At 68.0% G+C, this 18,623-nt stretch carries 19 protein-coding genes; 13 read left to right on the plus strand and 6 right to left on the minus strand.

Going from position 1 to position 18,623, the window contains the following annotated elements; all coding sequences use genetic code 11:
* Positions 1 to 6 precede the first annotated feature (6 nt).
* The 3 genes from katG to ACN9M6_RS12430 form a co-directional block, all read right to left on the minus strand.
* Positions 7 to 2,133 carry a catalase/peroxidase HPI gene (katG, locus tag ACN9M6_RS12420; RefSeq protein ID WP_419163215.1) on the minus strand — a complete coding sequence of 709 codons (2,127 nt, stop codon included), beginning with the start codon at positions 2,131 to 2,133 and terminating at the stop codon, positions 7 to 9.
* Positions 2,134 to 2,298: 165 nt separating this feature from the next.
* A complete protein-coding gene (locus tag ACN9M6_RS12425) occupies positions 2,299 to 2,595 on the minus strand; it encodes a HigA family addiction module antitoxin (protein ID WP_419163216.1) in 297 nt (98 codons plus the stop codon).
* 16 nt (positions 2,596 to 2,611) lie between these two features.
* A complete protein-coding gene (locus tag ACN9M6_RS12430) occupies positions 2,612 to 2,812 on the minus strand; it encodes a type II toxin-antitoxin system RelE/ParE family toxin (protein WP_419163217.1) in 201 nt (66 codons plus the stop codon).
* A gap of 173 nt (positions 2,813 to 2,985) precedes the next feature.
* On the opposite strand from ACN9M6_RS12430, the gene deoC reads away from it, so the two are divergent.
* A complete protein-coding gene (gene deoC, locus ACN9M6_RS12435; protein WP_419163218.1) occupies positions 2,986 to 4,032 on the plus strand; it encodes a deoxyribose-phosphate aldolase in 1,047 nt (348 codons plus the stop codon).
* A 7-nt stretch (positions 4,033 to 4,039) separates the two neighbouring features.
* Positions 4,040 to 6,445, plus strand: coding sequence for an aldehyde dehydrogenase family protein (locus tag ACN9M6_RS12440; protein WP_419163219.1), 2,406 nt, complete (start codon positions 4,040 to 4,042; stop codon positions 6,443 to 6,445).
* 27 nt (positions 6,446 to 6,472) lie between these two features.
* Here ACN9M6_RS12440 and thiD read toward each other — a convergent pair whose 3' ends face one another.
* Positions 6,473 to 7,300 carry a bifunctional hydroxymethylpyrimidine kinase/phosphomethylpyrimidine kinase gene (gene thiD / locus ACN9M6_RS12445; RefSeq protein WP_419163220.1) on the minus strand — a complete coding sequence of 276 codons (828 nt, stop codon included), beginning with the start codon at positions 7,298 to 7,300 and terminating at the stop codon, positions 6,473 to 6,475.
* 61 nt (positions 7,301 to 7,361) lie between these two features.
* Between thiD and ACN9M6_RS12450 the strand changes: the two genes are divergently transcribed.
* Both ACN9M6_RS12450 and ACN9M6_RS12455 read left to right on the plus strand, forming a co-directional pair.
* The gene (locus ACN9M6_RS12450) at positions 7,362 to 8,132 is read left to right on the plus strand and encodes a TrmH family RNA methyltransferase (protein ID WP_419163221.1); all 771 of its coding nucleotides are present in this window, start codon (positions 7,362 to 7,364) and stop codon (positions 8,130 to 8,132) included.
* On the plus strand, positions 8,125 to 8,898 hold the full coding sequence (locus ACN9M6_RS12455; protein ID WP_419163222.1) for a prepilin peptidase: 774 nt from the start codon (positions 8,125 to 8,127) through the stop codon (positions 8,896 to 8,898). The genes ACN9M6_RS12450 and ACN9M6_RS12455 overlap by 8 nt, the downstream gene beginning before the upstream one ends.
* Here the strand turns inward: ACN9M6_RS12455 and ACN9M6_RS12460 are convergent.
* Positions 8,895 to 10,118, minus strand: a complete 1,224-nt coding sequence (locus tag ACN9M6_RS12460; protein ID WP_419163223.1) for a hemolysin family protein — start codon at positions 10,116 to 10,118, stop codon at positions 8,895 to 8,897. The genes ACN9M6_RS12455 and ACN9M6_RS12460 overlap by 4 nt on opposite strands.
* A 53-nt stretch (positions 10,119 to 10,171) precedes the next feature.
* Positions 10,172 to 11,182, minus strand: coding sequence for an AAA family ATPase (locus ACN9M6_RS12465; protein ID WP_419163224.1), 1,011 nt, complete (start codon positions 11,180 to 11,182; stop codon positions 10,172 to 10,174).
* Between the two features lie 227 nt (positions 11,183 to 11,409).
* On the opposite strand from ACN9M6_RS12465, the gene ACN9M6_RS12470 reads away from it, so the two are divergent.
* The 9 genes from ACN9M6_RS12470 (at position 11,410) to atpD (ending at position 18,610) form a co-directional block, all read left to right on the plus strand.
* Positions 11,410 to 11,712, plus strand: a complete 303-nt coding sequence (locus ACN9M6_RS12470) for an AtpZ/AtpI family protein (protein ID WP_419163225.1) — start codon at positions 11,410 to 11,412, stop codon at positions 11,710 to 11,712.
* Positions 11,709 to 12,128, plus strand: a complete 420-nt coding sequence (locus ACN9M6_RS12475; RefSeq protein ID WP_419163226.1) for a hypothetical protein — start codon at positions 11,709 to 11,711, stop codon at positions 12,126 to 12,128. Before ACN9M6_RS12470 ends, ACN9M6_RS12475 begins: the two co-directional genes overlap by 4 nt.
* Positions 12,129 to 12,133: 5 nt before the next feature.
* On the plus strand, positions 12,134 to 13,102 hold the full coding sequence (gene atpB, locus ACN9M6_RS12480) for a F0F1 ATP synthase subunit A (protein WP_419163227.1): 969 nt from the start codon (positions 12,134 to 12,136) through the stop codon (positions 13,100 to 13,102).
* 98 nt (positions 13,103 to 13,200) lie between these two features.
* Complete coding sequence (locus ACN9M6_RS12485) at positions 13,201 to 13,464, plus strand: F0F1 ATP synthase subunit C (RefSeq protein ID WP_419163228.1); 264 nt, start codon at positions 13,201 to 13,203, stop codon at positions 13,462 to 13,464.
* Positions 13,464 to 14,015 carry a F0F1 ATP synthase subunit B gene (atpF, locus tag ACN9M6_RS12490; RefSeq protein WP_419163229.1) on the plus strand — a complete coding sequence of 184 codons (552 nt, stop codon included), beginning with the start codon at positions 13,464 to 13,466 and terminating at the stop codon, positions 14,013 to 14,015. Before ACN9M6_RS12485 ends, atpF begins: the two co-directional genes overlap by 1 nt.
* 16 nt (positions 14,016 to 14,031) lie before the next feature.
* Positions 14,032 to 14,565 (plus strand): ATP synthase F1 subunit delta, encoded by a 534-nt coding sequence (atpH, locus tag ACN9M6_RS12495; protein ID WP_419163230.1) that lies wholly within the window; start codon positions 14,032 to 14,034, stop codon positions 14,563 to 14,565.
* Between the two features lie 16 nt (positions 14,566 to 14,581).
* Positions 14,582 to 16,219: a F0F1 ATP synthase subunit alpha gene (gene atpA, locus ACN9M6_RS12500; RefSeq protein WP_419163231.1), complete on the plus strand. Its 1,638-nt coding sequence runs from the start codon at positions 14,582 to 14,584 to the stop codon at positions 16,217 to 16,219.
* A gap of 28 nt (positions 16,220 to 16,247) precedes the next feature.
* Entirely contained in the window at positions 16,248 to 17,114 is an 867-nt protein-coding gene (gene atpG, locus ACN9M6_RS12505; RefSeq protein ID WP_419163232.1) for an ATP synthase F1 subunit gamma, read from the plus strand.
* Positions 17,115 to 17,173: 59 nt separating this feature from the next.
* Positions 17,174 to 18,610: a F0F1 ATP synthase subunit beta gene (gene atpD / locus ACN9M6_RS12510; protein WP_419163233.1), complete on the plus strand. Its 1,437-nt coding sequence runs from the start codon at positions 17,174 to 17,176 to the stop codon at positions 18,608 to 18,610.
* Positions 18,611 to 18,623: the final 13 nt, after the last annotated feature.

Here is an 18,623-nt window from a genome sequence, read left to right on the forward strand (position 1 = left end):
CCCGGATCAGGTCAGATCGTAGCGGTCCAGATTCATCACCTTGTTCCAAGCGGCGACGAAGTCGCGTACGAACGCCTCCTTCCCATCGTCGCACCCGTAGACCTCCGCGACGGCTCGCAGCTCGGAGTTCGAACCGAACACCAAGTCCACCTCGGTCGCGGTCCACCTGACGTCGCCCGAGGCCGCGTCGCGGCCCTCGAAGGCGCCATCGGAAGACGCCCGCCACTCCGTGCTCATGTCGAGCAGGTTCACGAAGAAGTCGTTCGTCAACGCTCCCGGCCGGTCCGTGAACACGCCGTGCGCGGACTGTCCCGTGTTCGCGTTCAGGACGCGCATGCCGCCGACCAGCGCCGTCATCTCGGACGCGGTCAGCGTGAGCAGGCAGGCCCGCTCCACGAGCTGCTCGGCCGCCGACGCTTCGTTTCCGTCCCTGACGTAGTTGCGGAATCCGTCGGCGGCGGGCTCGAGCACGGCGAACGACTCCGAGTCCGTCCACTCCCGCGACGCGTCCGTGCGCCCCGGCGCGAACGGCACCCGCACGTCGTGCCCGGCGTCGCGCGCGGCCTGCTCGACGCCCGCGCACCCGGCGAGGACGATCAGGTCGGCGAGCGAGACTCGCTTGCCGCCGGTCTGCGCGTCGTTGAACGCCTCCTGTATCCCTTCCAGCGTGTGCAGCACGTTCGCCAGCTCGGCGGGGTCGTTCACCTCCCAGTCCTTCTGCGGCGCGAGGCGGACGCGTGCTCCGTTCGCACCACCGCGCTTGTCGGTGCCGCGGAACGACGACGCCGATGCCCACGCGGTCGAAACCAGCCGGGAGACGGACAAGCCCGAGGCGAGGACCCTGGCCTTGAGGTCCGTGATGTCCTGCTCGTCGATCAACTCATGGTCGACGTCGGGCACAGGGTCCTGCCACAACTGCGGCTCTGCGGGGACCAGCGGTCCGAGATACCTGTCGCGCGGCCCCATGTCGCGATGGAGCAGTTTGAACCACGCCCTGGCGAAGGCGTATTCGAGGTCTGCCGGATTCTCGAGGAAGCGCTTCGCAATCGGTGCGTAGGCGGGGTCCATTCGCAGCGAGATGTCCGTCGTGAGCATCATGGGGGCGTGCTTCCTCGACGGATCGTGAGCATCCGGTACGGCGGCCACCCGGGATGCGTTGACCGGCGTGTACTGCGACTTGCCGGCCGGACTCTTCGTCAGCTCCCACTCGTGATCGTGCAGGTTCTCCATGAAGTTGTTGTCCCACCGCGTGGGGTGGGTGGTCCAGGCGCCTTCCAGGCCGCTGGTGATCGTGTCGCCGGCCTTGCCGCTGCCGTAACGGTTTCGCCAGCCGAAGCCCTGTGCCTCCACGCCGGCATCCTCCGGTTCGGGACCGACGTGGGACTCGGGGGCAGCGCCATGCGCCTTGCCGAAGGTGTGGCCGCCGGCGATGAGCGCGACCGTCTCCTCGTCGTTCATCGCCATGCGGGCGAAAGTCGTGCGGATGAACTTCGCGGCCGCCGCGGGGTCCGGGTTGCCGCCCGGCCCCTCCGGGTTCACGTAGATCAGGCCCATGTGGTCGGCGCCCAGCCCTTCCTCGAGTTCCCCCTCCTCGTCGTGGCGCTCGTCCCCGAGCCACTCGGTCTCGGAACCCCAGTCCGTCTCGTCGGCCTCCCACACGTCGGGGCGGCCGAAGCCGAACCCGAACGTCCTGAACCCCATCGACTCCAGGGCGCAGTTGCCGGCGAAGATGATGAGGTCGGCCCACGAGAGGCTGCGGCCGTACTTCTGCTTGACCGGCCACAGCAGGCGACGCGCCTTGTCCAGGTTTCCGTTATCCGGCCAGCTGTTCAGGGGCGCGAAGCGCTGGTGGCCCGAGCCGCCGCCCCCGCGGCCGTCGGTGATGCGGTAGGTGCCCGCGGCGTGCCACGTCATGCGGATGAAGAGCGGCCCGTAGTGGCCGTAGTCCGCCGGCCACCAGTCCTGCGAGGTCGTCATCACCTCCTCGATGTCCTTCTTCAGTTCCTCGACGTTGACGTTCTTGAACGCCTCCGCGTAGTTGAAGCCCCCGCCCATGGGGTTCGAGGCGGGGGAGTTCTGGCGGAGGGCCTTCAGGTTCAGCTGGTTCGGCCACCAAGTCTGGTTCGTCGTCATGGGATCTCTCCAAATGGTCAGCGCCGGATAGCAATCATCACGGTAGCGGGTCGCAGGCTGCGGAATAAGGCAGCGCTCGGCTGCGTGCAAGGGCATCTGCTCAAGACTACCCCGGAACACCCTCAGGTGCGGCCGCGATAGCCTCGGCCCGCGCGCGGCCGGCCGTCAGGAAGCCGTCGGCGCCTCGTAGCGCTCGACCTTGATCTGGTCCTCGCGAGCCCGCGCCCGCGCCACGTCGAAGGCAGCCTGCAATCGGATCCAGGTCCCGGTCGTGGAGCCGAAGGCTTTCGCAAGCCGCACCGCCATGTCGGTCGAGATGCGCGCGTGACCGTTCACGAGGTTGGAGAGGGCCTGGCGGCTCACGCCGAGGACTCGCGCGCCTTCCGTCACGCTGAGGCCGAGGGGCTCGAGGCAGGATACGCGAACCACCTTGCCAGGGTGAGGCGGGTTCTTCATCGGCATCGCGGTCCTCCGTTCATCAATGGTAATCGATCAGTTCCACGTCATGGACATCGCCGTCCTCAAAGCGGAAGATGAGACGCCAGTTGGCCGTTACGGTCACCGACCAATAGCCCCGCAACCTCCCCTTGAGGGCATGCAGCCGATACCCGGGAAGGCGCATGGCTTCCGGGGAGTCGGCGACATCGAGTTGGGCGAGCATCACCTCCACCCTGCCCACGATGCCGGAAGCTCCGTATCATCCACGTAGTGTAAAGTGTCTAGCGACACTTGGCAATTCGTCCCGCACCGCACTCTCCGTGGTGAGGTGGCCGATTCGCCGGCTTTCGGCGAACATGCGATATTCCTACCGACCGTATCATTGCAACCATTGCCCGAGCCCGCAGCGGATTGATGCCCAAAGCGACGGAACGCAGCATCGCGCCCGAAGATGTCGCGACGGCCGCAGAACTCCCCGGCGCGGGTTCGGGTGGCGCCGATGTCGTCCCCCTGCGGGCGCGCAACGCGGGGACGCCGCTCGACCTCGACCTGATCCGGGAGCAGTCCGCGAACCGCAGCGCGATCGAACGCCGCGCCGCCACTCTGGGCACGCGCCGCAGCATCAAGAGGGAGTGGCAGGCCGCCTGGCTGCTGCGTGCCGTCACCATGATCGACCTCACTACGCTGTCGGGTGACGACACGCCGGGACGCGTGGCCCGCCTCGCCGCCAAGGCCCGCCGCCCGGTCCGTCCCGACGTGCTCGATGCGCTGGGAGCGGAAGATCTCGGGCTGCGCGTGGCATCGCTCTGCGTCTATCCGACGATGGTGCCCGCCGCCGTCGAGGCGCTCGGGGACGCCGGTATCCCTGTGTGTGCGGTCGCCGCCGGTTTCCCCGCCGGCCTCACACCCTTCGCGGAGCGCGTCGACGAAATTCACGCGGCGGTCGAGGCCGGTGCCCGGGAGATCGACATCGTCATCACGCGCCGCCACGCACTCACCGGGGACTGGGGGTCGCTGTACGACGAGGTCCGGGTCTTTCGCGAGGCGTGCGGCGAGGCGCACCTCAAGACGATCCTGGCCACGGGTGAACTGGGAAGCCTGCGCAATGTGGCCCGGGCGAGCTGGACCTGCATGATGGCCGGGGCGGACTTCATCAAGACCTCCACCGGCAAGGAGAAGGTCAACGCCACGCTCCCCGTCGGACTCGTCATGGCGCGCGCGATCCGGGCCTACCGGCAGCTCTCGGGTTTCCACGTCGGCCTGAAGCCGGCGGGCGGCGTGGGGAAGGCGAAACAGGCGCTCGAGTGGTTGACCCTGATGAAGGAAGAACTGGGTGGCCCGTGGCTCGATCAATCGCTGTTCCGCATTGGAGCGAGTTCTCTGCTCGCGGACATCGAACGACAGCTTGAGCACTGGGCGACGGGCCGGTATTCGGCGTATCACCGGCACCCTCTGGGCTGAGACGACGATGCCGAAGATCGCGGAGTTGTTCGAGACGATGGAGTACGGTCCCGCCCCCGAATCGGCGGACGAAGCCCGGGCCTGGATCGCCGCGCGCGGCCCGAGTCTCGGGCATTACATCGACGGCGGCTGGTCCCGGCCCGTCGGCGGGGAGTTCTTCCCGACCCTCGACCCGAGCAACGAAGAGCCACTGGCGGAAATCGCCCAGGGCAGCGCCGCCGACGTGGACCGCGCGGTGACGGCGGCCCGCGCGGCGCACCCGGCCTGGTGGGAACTCGGGGCGCACGGGCGAGCCCGCTACCTGTACGCGATCGCTCGTCACGTCCACAAGCACGCCCGACTCCTCGCGACGCTGGAGACGCTGGACAACGGGAAGCCGATCCGGGAGTCGCGCGACATCGACATCCCGCTCGTCGCGCGCCACTTCTACCATCACGCGGGCTGGGCCCAGCTCATGGACTCGGAGCTGGCGGACCTCGAGCCGCTCGGCGTCGCGGGCCAGATCATCCCCTGGAACTTCCCGCTGCTCATGCTGGCCTGGAAGATCGCGCCCGCCCTCGCCACCGGGAACACGGTGGTCCTCAAGCCGGCCGAGTTCACCTCGTTGACCGCCCTGCGCTTCGCCGAGCTCTGCCACGAGATCGACCTGCCTCCCGGCGTCGTGAACATCGTGACCGGAGACGGCCGGACGGGGGCGGCGATCGTCGAGCACCCCGGCGTCGACAAGATCGCGTTCACCGGCTCGACGGAGGTCGGAAGGATCATCCGCGAGGTGACGGCGGGGACGGGGAAGAAGATCTCGCTTGAACTGGGCGGAAAATCGCCGTTCGTCGTGTTCGACGACGCAGATCTCGACAGCGTCGTCGAGGGCGTCGTCGACGCGATCTGGTTCAATCAGGGGCAGGTCTGCTGCGCAGGCTCCCGGATCCTCGTGCACGAGGGGATCGCCGACGCGCTCGCCGACCGTCTGCGCGCCCGCATGGAGACGCTCCGCATGGGTTCTCCGCTCGACAAGGGCGTCGACATCGGGGCGATCATCGCACCTGTTCAGCTCCGGAAGATAGAAGCGCTGGTCGATGAGGGGCGGGAGGAGGGCGCCACGATCTGGCAGCCATCGTGGAGCGCCCCCAGGACCGGCTGGTTCTATCCGCCCACGCTTTGCACCAACGTGTCCCCGGCCGCGCGGATCGCGCAGGTCGAGATCTTCGGCCCGGTCGTCGTCCAGATGACCTTCCGTACTCCCGAGGAGGCGGTCGCGCTCGCAAACAACACCCGGTACGGCCTCGCGGCCAGCGTGTGGACCGAGAACGTCAACCTTGCCCTGGACATCGCCTCGCAGATCAAGGCCGGGACGGTGTGGATCAACTGCACCAACGTGTTCGACGCCGCGTCGGGGTTCGGCGGCTACCGCGAGAGCGGGTTCGGGCGCGAGGGCGGTCGCGAGGGGCTGTGGGAGTACGTCCGTCAGCGCCCGGACGATCCGGACGATACGGTGCAGGGTGGGCGTGCCGAGGCGGCGACGGAGGCGCAGGACGACACCGCCGGAAGTAGCGCCAGGAGTGGCGGGCCGCCCTCAATCGACCGCACACCCAAGCTCTACATCGGAGGACGGCAGGCCCGTCCCGATGGTGGATACAGCCTGCAGGTCCACGACCACCTGGGTCGCCCGGCGGGAGAGGTGGCCCGGGGAAACCGAAAAGACGCACGCAACGCCGTGGAGGCGGCGCTTGCCACGAAGTGGGCGCGTACGACAGCGCACCTGAGGGCGCAGATCCTCTATTACGTGGGCGAGAATCTGGCGACCCGGCAGGCCGCGTTCGAAGAGCGGCTGTCCAGGCTCACGGGCTGTGGACCCGAGGCGGCACGACGTGAGGTCGAGGCGTCCGTGCGACGCCTGTTCACCTACGCGGCCTGGGCGGACAAGTGGGACGGCGCCGTCCACCGAACCCCCTTCCGCAACGTCACCCTCGCCATGCCGGAACCTCTCGGTGTGATGGCGGTCGTGTGTCCCCCGGAACCTGCTCTCCTGGGCTTCCTCTCCACCGTGATCCCGCCCGTCGCCCTCGGAAACTCCGTCGTCGCGGTGGCTTCGGACCGTTGGCCGCTGCTCGCCACGGACTTCTATCAGGTGCTCGAGACCTCGGATGTCCCCGCTGGCGTCATCAACATCCTCACAGGTCTTGAAGAGGAGATGAGGCCGACCCTGGCCAGCCACGATGCGGTGGACGGGATGTGGTACTTCGGGACGGACGAAGGCGCGGCCGACGTGGAACGGCGCTCCGCTTCCAACCTCAAGCGCACCTGGGTGAGCGGGGGGCCGGGACGTGACTGGTTCGATCAGGGGGCCGAGGGGCGCGAGTTCCTCCGCCACGCCTCCCAGGTGAAGAACATCTGGGTCCCCTACGGCGAGTAGCGGGGCGACGCGGCGTCCCCGCGATCCCTACGATCCGTCGGCGCTCTCCGGAGCCGCCCAGTGATCGACCGGGCCGCGGCCGGACCCGAGACCCGGAGCGGAGGCGATGGCCGCGTGGGTGAACGCGAGGCCTTTTTCGATGGCCGGCTCCAGCGCGAGCCCGGAGGCCAGACCCGCCGTAATCGCCGCCGATAGCGTGCACCCTGTCCCGTGCGTCTCCGAGGTCCGGATCCGGGGGCTCCGCCACACCCGCTCGCGCTCGCCGTCCCAGAGCAGGTCGACCACTTCGTCGCCACCCAGATGCCCTCCCTTGACGAGCGCCGCGCCGGCCCCGCGCGCGACGATCGCACGAGCGGCCTCCGACATTTCCCCGGGATTCCCGACGGACCGTCCCGCGAGGATCGCCGCCTCGGGGAGGTTCGGTGTGACAAGCGTGGCAAGCGGCAGGAGTTCGTTCAGGATCGCGTCGACCGCCGCCGGATCCAGCAGGCGGTCCCCGCTCGTGGCCACCATGACCGGGTCGACGACGAGCGGCTGGGTGAAGCCGCGCAGCCCTCCGACGACGGCCCGTACGATCCCGGCATTGGCCAGCATCCCGGTCTTCGCGGCCGAGGGCGGAAGGTCCGAACGCACCGAATCGATCTGCCGCCGGACGATGGGCGGATCGAGCGCCTGGACCGCCTGAACTCCCACGGTATTCTGCGCGGTCACGGCGGTTACCGCGCTCAACCCGAACACGCCGAACGAGTGGAAGGTCTTGAGGTCGGCCTGGATGCCGGCCCCGCCCCCCGAGTCGCTGCCCGCGATGGTGAGGGCCATCGTGCGGCGTGTCGTCGTCCCCTTCGTGTTCGGCATTGCGCTCCACTTTGCAGGATCACGATGACAATCGGTTTCGCCGCGGCGTAAACTATACGGCATGCCGACTCGCGCAGAGGTGAAGGCCTGGCGGTCACTGCACCGCGGCAAGGGGCGCCGGGACACCGGGTGTTTCCTGGCGGAGGGGCCCCGCCTCGTCGGCGAGTTGCTCGACTGGCCGGGGCGCACGGTCGCGGTGCTGTACGCCGACGCCGCGCCGGCCGCGCCGGGCCTGCGGGATCTGCTCGGCCGCGCGGCGGGGCGGGGTGTGCGCACGGAGGCGGTCCCCGAAGCGCTCATCTCGGCCCTCGCGGACGCGACCACACCGCAACCGGTGATCGCGATCGGCGAGGTCCCCGTGTCCGGCTGGGACGACGTGGGCCCCGGGACGATCGTGCTTCTGGACGGCGTGCAGGATCCGGGGAACGTCGGCACTCTGGTACGCACCGCCGTGGCGCTTGGGGTCGCCGGCGTGGTCGGCGTCGGAGACACCGCCGATCCGTGGGGGCCGAAAGCGCTGCGGGCGTCCGCCGGGGCGGTCCTCCGGGGCCCCGTGTTCAGGACGGACGCCCCGGACGCGGTGGCCCGGCTGGCAGAACGAGGCGTCTCGATCTGGGCCGCGGCCGCCGACGGGCCGCCCATGGACCGTGCGCCGCACGAGCCGGTCGCCCTCGCCCTCGGAAGCGAGGCACACGGCCTCTCCGGCACCCTCCTCGCCGCGGCCAGGCGCCGCGTCGCCGTACCACTGGCCCCGGGAGTCGAGTCGCTCAATGTGGCCGCGGCGGGAGCAATCCTCCTGGATCGTCTGCGGTCCGGAAACCGGGGTGGCTGACCCGGGCGCCATCGTCTGCGCCGCACTGCTCGGAGCTGCCGCCGGCTCCTTCCTGAACGTCTGCATCACGCGCATGCCCGCCGGCGACAGTGTCGTGCTGCCGCGCAGCCGCTGTCCGGCCTGCGGCGCAGGAATCCGCTGGTTCGACAACATCCCCATCGTCTCGTGGACGCTCCTGCGAGCGAGGTGCCGCGACTGCGGCGAACCCATCTCCTGGCGCTACCCGGCGGTCGAACTCGCGACGGTCGCGATCTGGGCCGGCATGGTCTGGGTGTACGGGACGACCCCGGGCGCCCTCGCCGGCGCGATCCTGTTCACTCTGCTCCTGGGCATCGCCGTCACCGACGCACGCCACTACGTCATCCCGGATCCGTTCTCCCTCGGCGGGCTCGCCGCGGGGCTCGCCGCGTCGCTGTTCCCCGGCTCCGCCGGACCGCTCAACGCCCTCGCGGGCGCGGCCCTCGGCTATGGTATCCTGTCCGTCGCGGGGCGATTGGGCGAAAGAGTATTCAGGAAGCCTGCGCTCGGCGGAGGCGACATGAAGATGATGGCGATGGTCGGAGCGTTCCTGGGTCCGGCGGGCGCCCTCCTCACGATCTTCCTGGGGGCGCTGGCGGGGTCGATCATCTTCGGGCCCACGTCCCTCCGCACGGGGAAGCCGGTCCCGTTCGGGACCTTCCTCGCGCTGGGGGCCGCCGTCACGTTCCTGTTCGGCGACACCATGATCGACTGGTATCTCGGCCTGGCCGACCCCGGACGCGGCTAGCGACGTCGAATGCGGGCGCGCGTCACCTGCGTGTCGGTGGCCGCCAGCACATGGATCCGGACATCTCCGTGGTCCAGGTACTCCCCCACTTCCGGCACCCGGCCCAGTTCGCCCAGCAGGAAGCCGTTGAGCGAGCGGTAGTCGAGCACCGGGAACGCCGTGCCGAAGAAATGATTGATCTCGCGCAGTTCCGCCCCGCCGTCCGCCACGATCTCGTTTCGGCCGAGCTGGACGATGGGTTCCTCCGGCTCATCGGTCTCGTCGACGATGTCGCCGACCAGTTCCTCCAGGATGTCCTCGAGCGTGACGAGCCCGTCGAGCCCGCCGTGCTCGTCGACCACGAGCCCCATGTGGACGCGTCGGGCCCTGAACTGTTCGAGCAACTCGATGAGCGTGACGGATTCCGGCACGAAATACGGTTCGCGCGCGAGTCTGGCGAGCGGGATGTCATGCTCGCCGGCGAGCAGCGCCCGGTACGCTTCGGTGCGGTACAGCACCCCCGTGACGTCATCGAGCGATTCGCCGTAGATGGGGATCCGGCTGAAACGGAGATCCGTCAGCCCTTCCGCGATGTCCCCCAGGCTGCGTGAATCTTCCCAGGCGAGGATGTCGACCCGCGGCGTCATGATCTCCCGGGCCCGCAGCCGGTCGAGGGTGAATACCCGATCGATGAACTGCCGCTCGTGCGCCTCGATGTCCCCCGCTTGGTGACCGAGGCGCGCCATGGCACGGATCTCCCATTCGCTTACGTGGGTCGCGCTCTCGTCGTCCGGCAGCACACGGCGGACGAGCCACTCGAAGGGGAGGGCCACCGGAAGGAGCACCCGCCCCAGGCCTGTGATGAACGGGGCGGAGAGCAGCGACAGACGCTCCGCATTGCGCGCTGCGAAGCTCTTGGGCGTGACCTCCCCGAACACGAGGACAAGGAGCGTCATGACCCCCGTCGCGAGTCCCACCCCGGCGGAGCCGAACAGCTCGGTTGCGGTGTACGTCGCGACGGCGGCGGCTCCGATGTTGGCGACGTTGTTGCCGATCAGGATGGTGATGAGCAGCCGCTCGGGGTTCTGTTTGAGTTTCTCGAGCGCGCGCGCGCCGGGACGCTTCTCGCGGGCAAGCGCCCGGACCCTGGGCTCGCCGAGCGAGAAGAGCGCGATCTCGGCCCCGGAGAAGAACCCCGACAACACGAGCAGGAATGCGAGGAGCGCGAGAGTGCCGATCACCGGCCCCGGTCCTCACTGTGGGTACTGTGGGTACTGTCGGTTTCGTCCAAGGTCTACCAGCTGCGGCTGTGCTCGATCAGCTCCGTGACGATGTCGTCCGCGGTCCTCCCCTCGGCTTCCGCCTCGAAGCCGGGGACGACCCTGTGTCTGAGCACGGCAGGCGCCACGGCCCGCACATCATCGAGATTGGGTACAGGCCGGCCATCGAGGGCGGCCCTCGCCTTGGCGGCGAGCACCGTGTGCTGGGAAGCGCGAGGCCCGGCACCCCAACTCACCATTCTCCGCACGAAGCCGGGCGACGACTCCTCCCGAGGACGGGTGGCTCGCGCCAGTCGGACCGCATAGTCGACCACCGACTTCGACGCGGGCACCCGCTGCACCAGCGCCTGGTAGTCCAGGAGCTGCCCCGCGGTCACGACCGGGTTCACCGTCGCCGGCGGTCCGCTCGCGCCCATGTCCGCGATGATCGACTCCTCCTCCGCCGTCGGGTAGCCGATCCGTAGTTCGAACATGAAGCGGTCGAGCTGAGCTTCCGGCAGCGGGTAGGTCCCCTCCTGCTCGATCGGGTTCTGCGTCGCCAGAACGAAGAATGGACGGCCGAGGGGGAACGTCTCGCTCCCCACCGTGACCTCGCCCTCCTGCATCGCCTGCAACAGCGCGGCCTGCGTTTTCGGGGGGGTCCGGTTGATCTCGTCCGCGAGGATCACGTCGGCGAAGATCGGGCCCCGAACGAAGGCGAACCGACGCTGGCCGGTGAGCTGGTCGTCCTGGAGCACTTCCGTCCCGGTGATATCGGACGGCATCAGGTCCGGCGTGAACTGAATCCGGCTGAACTCAAGGTGGAGGGCTTCGGCGAGAGTGGACACGAGGAGTGTCTTGGCCAGACCCGGGACGCCGACGATAAGGGCATGCCCATCAGCCAGCAGCGTGATCAGGAGCTTTTCAACGACCTCGTGCTGGCCGATGATCCGCTTCCCGATCTCCTCCTCGATCTGAACACGCGCGTGGCCCAACTCCGCGAGAAGCCGAACGTCATCTGTCTCGACCCTTCGACCGGCTTCCAAACTCACTCGGCTCCAGGCGTGGGTGGGGGAGCGGGACTGCGGGCAGCCTCGCAAGGCCATTTCGGAGTTGGCGAGGACCCCTCAATATGGTCGCAGCAACCTAGGTCTTCTGCGCCCAGCGTCAAGCGAAACCGGGATTGCGAAATTTTTCACAAGCGATCAGATTGGGCTTGGGAAATTTTTCACAAGCGGGCCGCCCGGGGCACCGGCGATGGAGGTGTCAACCCATGCGGCAGCCGTCTCACGGTTCGAAGAACCGGCCGGAATCGGAACAGCCCGAGAGGCGTAACACCCGCCTGTACGCGAAGGCGGCGGGTACCGAGCTCGCGAGTCTCGGCATCGCGATGGGCCTGACGATCGCGCTGCTCGCGGTTGGCGGAAACTGGCTGGATGGCCGACTGGGGACGGCGCCCCTCTTTGTGCTCTTCGGTGTGTTCGCGGGGTTCGCCGGAGGCTGCTACAGTCTGTATGGCCGGCTGGCTGCGGACCGCCGGACGTCCGCGGCCGAAGAGACGGACCGCGAGGCGTGACGGGAATTCGCGGCGGATGGGTGCGGCGCGCGCCGATGTATGCGCTCTCCACACTGGGACTGGCGGTTGCTGCGGCGGTCGTGTCCGGAGGAGGCGAACGCGCGTGGGGAATCGCCACGGCCTGGCTGATCCAGGTCGCCGCGATCTGGCCCCTCGACCGGGCGCTGTTTGCGGGACGACGAGCGACGAAGCCCTGGTTGGCCGGGATCGCTCTCCGCGCCGGAGGGCTGGTCGTGACGGGCGGGCTGACGTGGACGGGATCGGCGACTCCGGACCTGCCCATCGCCTACGGAATCGCGATGTTGGTGCTGTTGTGGGTCGAGGCCATATGGCTGTGGCTCGCGCGCGGGCTCGGGCAGTCCGGTGAACCGGCCGGCCCGACGGACGAACCAGACACGGAACGCAAGGCCGGATGAACCCGGTGTTCAATAGATCGATGTCCCCCTTCCGGAATCTGGCGAGCCGGATGCAGGAGCATGCCCCGGCCGCGGCGGAGGCGGTGCAGGAGCATGCCGCCACGGAGTGGGGCGCCGAGGCGATGATGCATCACGTCGTGGACTCGAACGAATGGGAACTGGGGCCCTTCCATACCTTCCATCTCCCCGAGTTCCCGGCGTTCCATGTCGGCGGTCTCGAGATCGATCTGTCGATCACGAAGCACGTGCTGTTCCTCATGTTCGCGACCATCCTGACCATCGTCACGATGTTCCTCGCCGCCCGCTCCTCCCGGAAGCTCGGGGAGGGCGAGAAAGCGCCCGGAGGCCTCCTCAACGGCATCGAAGCCTTCTATATGTACCTCAGGGACGATGTGGTGATGGCCAACATCGGCCGCGGAGGGGAGAAGTTCGTCCCGCTCGTCATCACTCTCTTCTTCTTCATCCTCTATTCGAACCTGCTGGGCCTCATCCCCTTCGGCGCCACGGCGACGGGAAACATCATGGTCACGGCGGCGCTGGCCATCATCGCGCTCGTCGTCATCGAGACGGCCGGTTTCGTCGCCCTCGGGCCGCTGGGCTATGCGAAGACGGTGTTCTTCCTTCCGCCCGGGCTGCCGGGGCCGCTGAAGCCCATCACGCTGCTGATCATGGCCCCGGTCGAACTGATCGCGAAGTTCTCGAAGATCATGGCCCTCGCGATCCGGTTGTTCGCGAACATGACGGCGGGCCACTTCGTCATCCTCGCCTTCATGGGACTCATCCTCACGTACGGGTCGATGGTCGTTGGCGGCTCGGGCTTCGGCGGCGTGTTGATCGGCTCCGGCACGATCCTGGGAGCGATGGGTCTCGCGCTGTTCGTGATGATGCTGGAGATCTTCATCTCGTTACTGCAGGCGTACATCTTCGCGATGCTGGTATCGGTGTTCATCGGGTTGATCCGGCACGCACACTAACCCGCGAGGGGACTCGCGAAACTTCCGCGCCGGAGCTGCGCGGACCGAACGGGGGGAGTCGTACGGACCCCGACAGGGAAAGGAAACCGGAACAAAAGATGCTGAACATGTTGATGTTGCTGCAGGGCATGTCGACCGGTGACGGTCTCGCGATCGGCCTGGCGATCGTCGGCGGTGGGCTCTCGGTGCTCGGGGCCGGCGTCGGAATCGGTCTCATCGGCGGTCGAATGACCGAAGCGATGGCCCGCCAGCCGGAGGAGGCGCAGACCATCCAGACGGCCGCGATCGTGCTCGCCGTGTTCATCGAAGGCGTGGCGCTGTTCGGCCTCGTGATCGCCGGCTTCATCCGCGGCGGCCTCTGATGCGCCTGGCCGGTCTCGGAGCGATCTGGGGGCTCGTTTCGCCTCTGAAGCTGGCCGCCCAGTCGGAGACGGGGATTTTCTCGCTCAATGTGGGGCTCGTGGTGTGGACGTGGATCCTGTTCGTGCTCACGCTCGTGGTCCTGGCACGCTGGGTCTTTCCGGCCATCTCCGGCGGGCTCGAGCGGAGGCACGAGAAGATCCAGGGCGCCATCGACGATGCGCTCGCTGCGCGCGACGAGGCGCAGGCCGTGCTGGCGCAGCAGGAAGCCGCGCTGGATGCGGCGCGTCGTGAAGCGCGGGAAATGCTGGATCAGGCCCGAAGCGCCGCCGATGGTCTCGGGAAGCAAATGCTCGAGGATGCGCGGGCGCAGCAGGCGCAGATGCTCGACGACGCCCGCCGTGAGATCGGTCTCGAGCGGGACCGCCTGCGCGAGGAGATTCGGCGCGACGCGGTGGACCTGGCGCTGGCGGCGTCCGAACGGCTCATCCGGGCCCGGCTGGACTCGGATGAGAACCGGCGGCTGGTCCGCGAATTCGTGTCGGGCGTCTAGCAGCCGTGGCCGATCTGTGAGCGCTTCGGCGGTGGCCCGCAACTACGCGGCGACCCTCTTCGAGCTCGCGCGACGCGACGGGAGCGAAGCGGAGTACGGGACGCTGATCGAGGAGATCGGGGGCCTGTACGCGAACGCGCCGGCATTTCGCCGTTTCCTGGAGGTGCCCGCGGTGGCGCCGTCGGAGAAGAAGGAGGCGATTCGGGATGCGCTTTCCGGAAGGGCGCCCGCGCCGTTCGTCCGCTTTCTGCTGGTCGTGCTGGACCGCCGCCGGCAGCGGGTCCTGCCGGGAATTGCCCGCGCCTACCGCGATCTCCTCGATGAGAGGGCGGGACGAGTCCGGGCCGCGGTGACGCTGCCGTTCGAGGCGGATGCCGGCGTACAGGCCGAGGTCGTCTCGGCGCTCGAACGGCGCTTCGACCGCGAGATCGATGCGGAGTTCCGGGCGGATCCGAACATTCTGGGCGGCGTAATCATTCGGGTGGGCGACGAGCTGCTGGATGCCTCACTGCGGCGGCAACTCGAACGGATGCGGCGCGAACTGCACTGATAGAGAAGAGAAGAAGATGACAGGTACCGAAAGCTCCCTTCGAGCGAGCGAGATCAAGAAGGCCCTCCTCGAGCAGATCGACCGCTACGAGGAGGAACTCCGTGTCGAGGAGGTGGGCGAGGTTCTCGAGGTGAAGGACGGCGTGGCCCGTATCTGGGGTCTCTCGTCGTGCGTCGCCAACGAGATGCTCGAAATCACGTCCCGCGACTCCGGAATCACCGTGATCGGTCTCGCCTCCAACCTCGAGGAAGACAACATCGGCACCGTGATCCTCGGCGACTATCTCGTCCTCAAGGAAGGCGACCCCGTGCGACGGACCGGCCGGGTGCTGTCCGTGCCCGTCGGCCCGGAGATCCTGGGCCGCGTCGTGGACACGCTGGGCCAGCCGCTGGACGGCCGCGGCCCGATCGAGACCGTCAGCCACATGATGGTCGACCGGAAGGCGCCCGGCATCGTCTACCGCCAGCCGGTGAACGAGCCGCTCCAGACCGGCCTCAAGGCGATCGACTCCATGATCCCCATTGGCCGCGGCCAGCGGGAGCTGATCATCGGCGATCGCGGCACGGGCAAGACGGCCGTTGCAATCGACGCGATCATCAACCAGAAGGGGCAGGACGTCATCTGCGTCTACTGCGCCATCGGCCAGAAGGGGTCGACGGTGGCCGGCATCGTCGAGCGCTTCCGCGAAGAGGGTACGCTCGACTACACGGTGGTGGTGGCCGCGAACGCCTCGGATCCCGCGCCGATGCAGTTCATGGCCCCCTACGCGGCGTGCGCGATCGGCGAGTACTTCATGTACGAGGAAGGTCGAGCCGTGCTCGTCGTGTACGACGACCTCACGAAGCAGGCCGACGCGTACCGCGAGGCTTCGCTCATTCTCCGTCGCCCGCCGGGCCGCGAGGCCTATCCGGGTGACGTCTTCTATCTCCACAGCCGGTTGCTCGAGAGGGCGGCGAAGATCAGTAACGACCCCGCCGCCATCGCCGGCCACCCGGACATCAGGAAGCCCGGCGGCTCGCTGACCGCGCTCCCGATCATTCAGACGGCGGCAGGCGACGTTTCGGCCTACATCCCGACCAACGTCATCTCGATCACCGATGGCCAGATCTTCCTCGAGACCGACCTCTTCTACTCCGGGGTTCGCCCCGCCGTGAACGTGGGGATCTCGGTCTCGCGCGTCGGCGGAAACGCGCAGATCAAGGCGATGAAAAAGGTCGCCGGTCGGCTCCGGCTGGACCTGGCGCAGTTCCGCGAGATCGAGGCCTTCGCGCAGTTCGGCACCGAACTCGATGCCGCCACACAGCGGCAGCTCGACCGCGGTGAGCGCACGGTCGAGGTCCTCAAGCAGGGGCAGTACGAGCCGATGCCGGTCGAGGAGCAGGTGATGGTGATCTTCGCGGCCACGCAGGGCTTCCTCGACGGCCTCGACGTCTCCCGGATCCGAGCCTGGGAGGTGGGATTCCTCGAGTACATGCGGGCACAGGAGTCCGGCGTGGGCGAGGCGATCCTGGGGGAAAAGCAGATGTCGGGCGAGACCGAAGCCGCGCTCCGCAAGGCGATCGAGTTCTATTCGGACGCGTTCGCGCACGACGGGGGAGTGCGTTCGGACGCCGTGGGCGCCGGGGCGAATCCGGCCGCGGCCGTAACGGCATAATCGGCATGGCGGCGCCGGGACCGAGAGTATGAGCAAGTCGAGGGACATCTATCGGCGGATGAAATCCGTCGACAGTACGAAGAAAATCACGCGGACCATGGAGATGGTCGCGACTGCGAAGCTCGCGCAGGCGCAGGGGCGCGTGCTCAGGGCGCGTCCCTACTCGGCCCAGCTGATGGACATGATCGGTCGGCTCGCCACCCCGGATCTGGCCGAGTCCCAGCCACTCCTGCGGCAGCCCGCCCGCATCGCGCGTGCCGCGGTCGTGCTCGTGACGAGCAACCGGGGGCTGTGCGGCGCCTTCAACGTCAACCTCATCCGTACCGCGCAGGCGCAACTCCGCGAACTGAAGGAGGCCGGAGCCGAGGTCGAGTTCCACGTGTTCGGCAACAAGGGCATCTCCTACTTCCGGTTCCGCGGTGTGGAGATGACGCGAACACGCAACGACCTGGGGGACCCGCCCGGCACCGACGACGCCCGGAGTGTGATCGAAGACCTGGCCAGCCGTTTCGTGGCGGGCGAACTCGACGCCGTACGGCTCGTCTTCGCCGAGTTTCGCAACATGGTCAGCACGCCGCCCTCCGTCCGGCAGATCCTGCCGGTCGGTGTCGGCGAGGGCCGCAGCGGCCCGCAGCCCTACTACATCCTGGATCCGTCGGAACAGGGGATTCTGGACCACCTTCTGCCGCTCTACGTCACGAATTCCACGTACAGCGCATTGCTCGAGACGGCGGCGGCCGAGCAGGCCGCCCGCCGCACCGCCATGAAGTCGGCGACCGACAACGCCAACGAGTTTCTCGACAACCTGCGACGGACGTACAACCGCGCCCGCCAGGCCGAGATTACGAACCAGATCGCCGAGATCATCGGCGGCGCGGACGCACTGGACGGATAGCAGCGAATCGCGCAGGGGCCGAGTCGCCCCACACGAACTGATAGCCATGAGGCCGACATATGTCTGAAGGATCGACCGGGCGGGGCGTCGGAAGGGTCGTGCAGGTCATCGGACCCACGATCGACGCCGTGTTCCAGCCCGAGCACTTGCCGGAGATCTATAACGCACTCGCGCTCTCCTGGGAGGACGACGACGGGACCACGCACGATCTCGTGTGCGAGGTCGCGCAGCACATCGGCCGCAACCAGGTACGCGCGGTCGCCATGGACGCGACGGATGGTGTGACGCGCGGCATGGAAGTCGCGGATACGGGCCACCCGATCTCGACGCCCGTCGGAGAGGCCGTGCTGGGCCGTATCCTCAACGTACTCGGTGAGCCCGTGGACGAGATGGGACCGGTCGAGGCGACCGAGCGCTGGCCCATCCACCGCAAGGCTCCGAGCCTCCGACACCTCGAGCCGAAGACCGAGATCTTCGTCACCGGGATCAAGGTGGTCGACCTCATCGCCCCGTATGTGAAGGGCGGGAAGACTGGCTTGTTCGGCGGGGCCGGCGTCGGCAAGACCGTCATCATCATGGAACTCATCAACAACATCGCGCAGGAGCACGGCGGCCGGTCCGTCTTCTGCGGGGTGGGCGAGCGGACGCGCGAAGGGAACGACCTCTGGCTGGAGATGAAGGAGTCGGGCGTCATCGATTCGACGGCGCTCATCTACGGGCAGATGAACGAACCTCCTGGCGCGCGACTGCGCGTGGGCCTGACCGGCCTTACGGTGGCCGAGTACTTCCGGGAGGTGGAGGGCCTCGACGTTCTCCTGTTCATCGACAACATCTTCCGCTTCAGCCAGGCCGGCTCCGAGGTGTCCGCGCTGCTGGGCCGCATGCCGAGTGCGGTCGGCTACCAGCCGACGCTCGCGACCGAGATGGGCAACCTCCAGGAGCGCATCACGTCGACGACACGGGGATCGATCACGTCGGTGCAGGCGATCTACGTGCCGGCCGACGATCTGACGGACCCGGCGCCCGCGGCCGCCTTCACGCACCTCGACTCCCAGACGGTGCTGTCGCGCCAGATCGCCGAGCTCGGCATCTACCCCGCCGTCGACCCGCTCGACTCGAGCAGCCGGATCCTCAGCGAACAGTACCTGGGCGAGCGCCACTACCGCGTCGCGACGGCCGTCCAGCGCACGCTGCAGCGCTACAAGGACCTGCAGGACATCATCGCCATCCTCGGCATGGACGAACTCTCCGAGGAGGACAAGGTGATCGTGAGCCGGGCCCGTCGAATCCAGAAGTTCCTCTCGCAGCCGTTCCACGTGGCCGAGCAGTTCACGGGAATCCCGGGCCGCTACGTGCCGCTCGAGGCCACGATCGAGTCGTTCGAACGCATGGTGGAGGGCGAGTTCGACCACCTTCCCGAGCAGGCCTTCTACATGGTCGGAGGTATCGAGGAAGCCATCGAGCAGGCCCGGAAGCTGGAGGCCGAAGCGGCATGAGGTCCAGCAAGCT

This window comes from Candidatus Palauibacter sp. (assembly GCF_965197445.1).
Taxonomy (GTDB): domain Bacteria; phylum Gemmatimonadota; class Gemmatimonadetes; order Palauibacterales; family Palauibacteraceae; genus Palauibacter.

What these genes read in the sequence shown, in the direction of transcription:
- katG (WP_419163215.1), bottom strand. Translation starts at nt 2,133, where the DNA reads ATGACGACGAACCAGACTTGGTGGCCGAACCAGCTGAACCTGAAGGCC.
- ACN9M6_RS12425 (WP_419163216.1), bottom strand. Translation starts at nt 2,595, where the DNA reads ATGCCGATGAAGAACCCGCCTCACCCTGGCAAGGTGGTTCGCGTATCC.
- deoC (WP_419163218.1), top strand. Translation starts at nt 2,986, where the DNA reads ATGCCCAAAGCGACGGAACGCAGCATCGCGCCCGAAGATGTCGCGACG.
- ACN9M6_RS12440 (WP_419163219.1), top strand. Translation starts at nt 4,040, where the DNA reads ATGCCGAAGATCGCGGAGTTGTTCGAGACGATGGAGTACGGTCCCGCC.
- thiD (WP_419163220.1), bottom strand. Translation starts at nt 7,300, where the DNA reads ATGCCGAACACGAAGGGGACGACGACACGCCGCACGATGGCCCTCACC.
- ACN9M6_RS12450 (WP_419163221.1), top strand. Translation starts at nt 7,362, where the DNA reads ATGCCGACTCGCGCAGAGGTGAAGGCCTGGCGGTCACTGCACCGCGGC.
- ACN9M6_RS12470 (WP_419163225.1), top strand. Translation starts at nt 11,410, where the DNA reads ATGCGGCAGCCGTCTCACGGTTCGAAGAACCGGCCGGAATCGGAACAG.
- ACN9M6_RS12485 (WP_419163228.1), top strand. Translation starts at nt 13,201, where the DNA reads ATGCTGAACATGTTGATGTTGCTGCAGGGCATGTCGACCGGTGACGGT.
- atpF (WP_419163229.1), top strand. Translation starts at nt 13,464, where the DNA reads ATGCGCCTGGCCGGTCTCGGAGCGATCTGGGGGCTCGTTTCGCCTCTG.
- atpA (WP_419163231.1), top strand. Translation starts at nt 14,582, where the DNA reads ATGACAGGTACCGAAAGCTCCCTTCGAGCGAGCGAGATCAAGAAGGCC.
- atpG (WP_419163232.1), top strand. Translation starts at nt 16,248, where the DNA reads ATGAGCAAGTCGAGGGACATCTATCGGCGGATGAAATCCGTCGACAGT.
- atpD (WP_419163233.1), top strand. Translation starts at nt 17,174, where the DNA reads ATGTCTGAAGGATCGACCGGGCGGGGCGTCGGAAGGGTCGTGCAGGTC.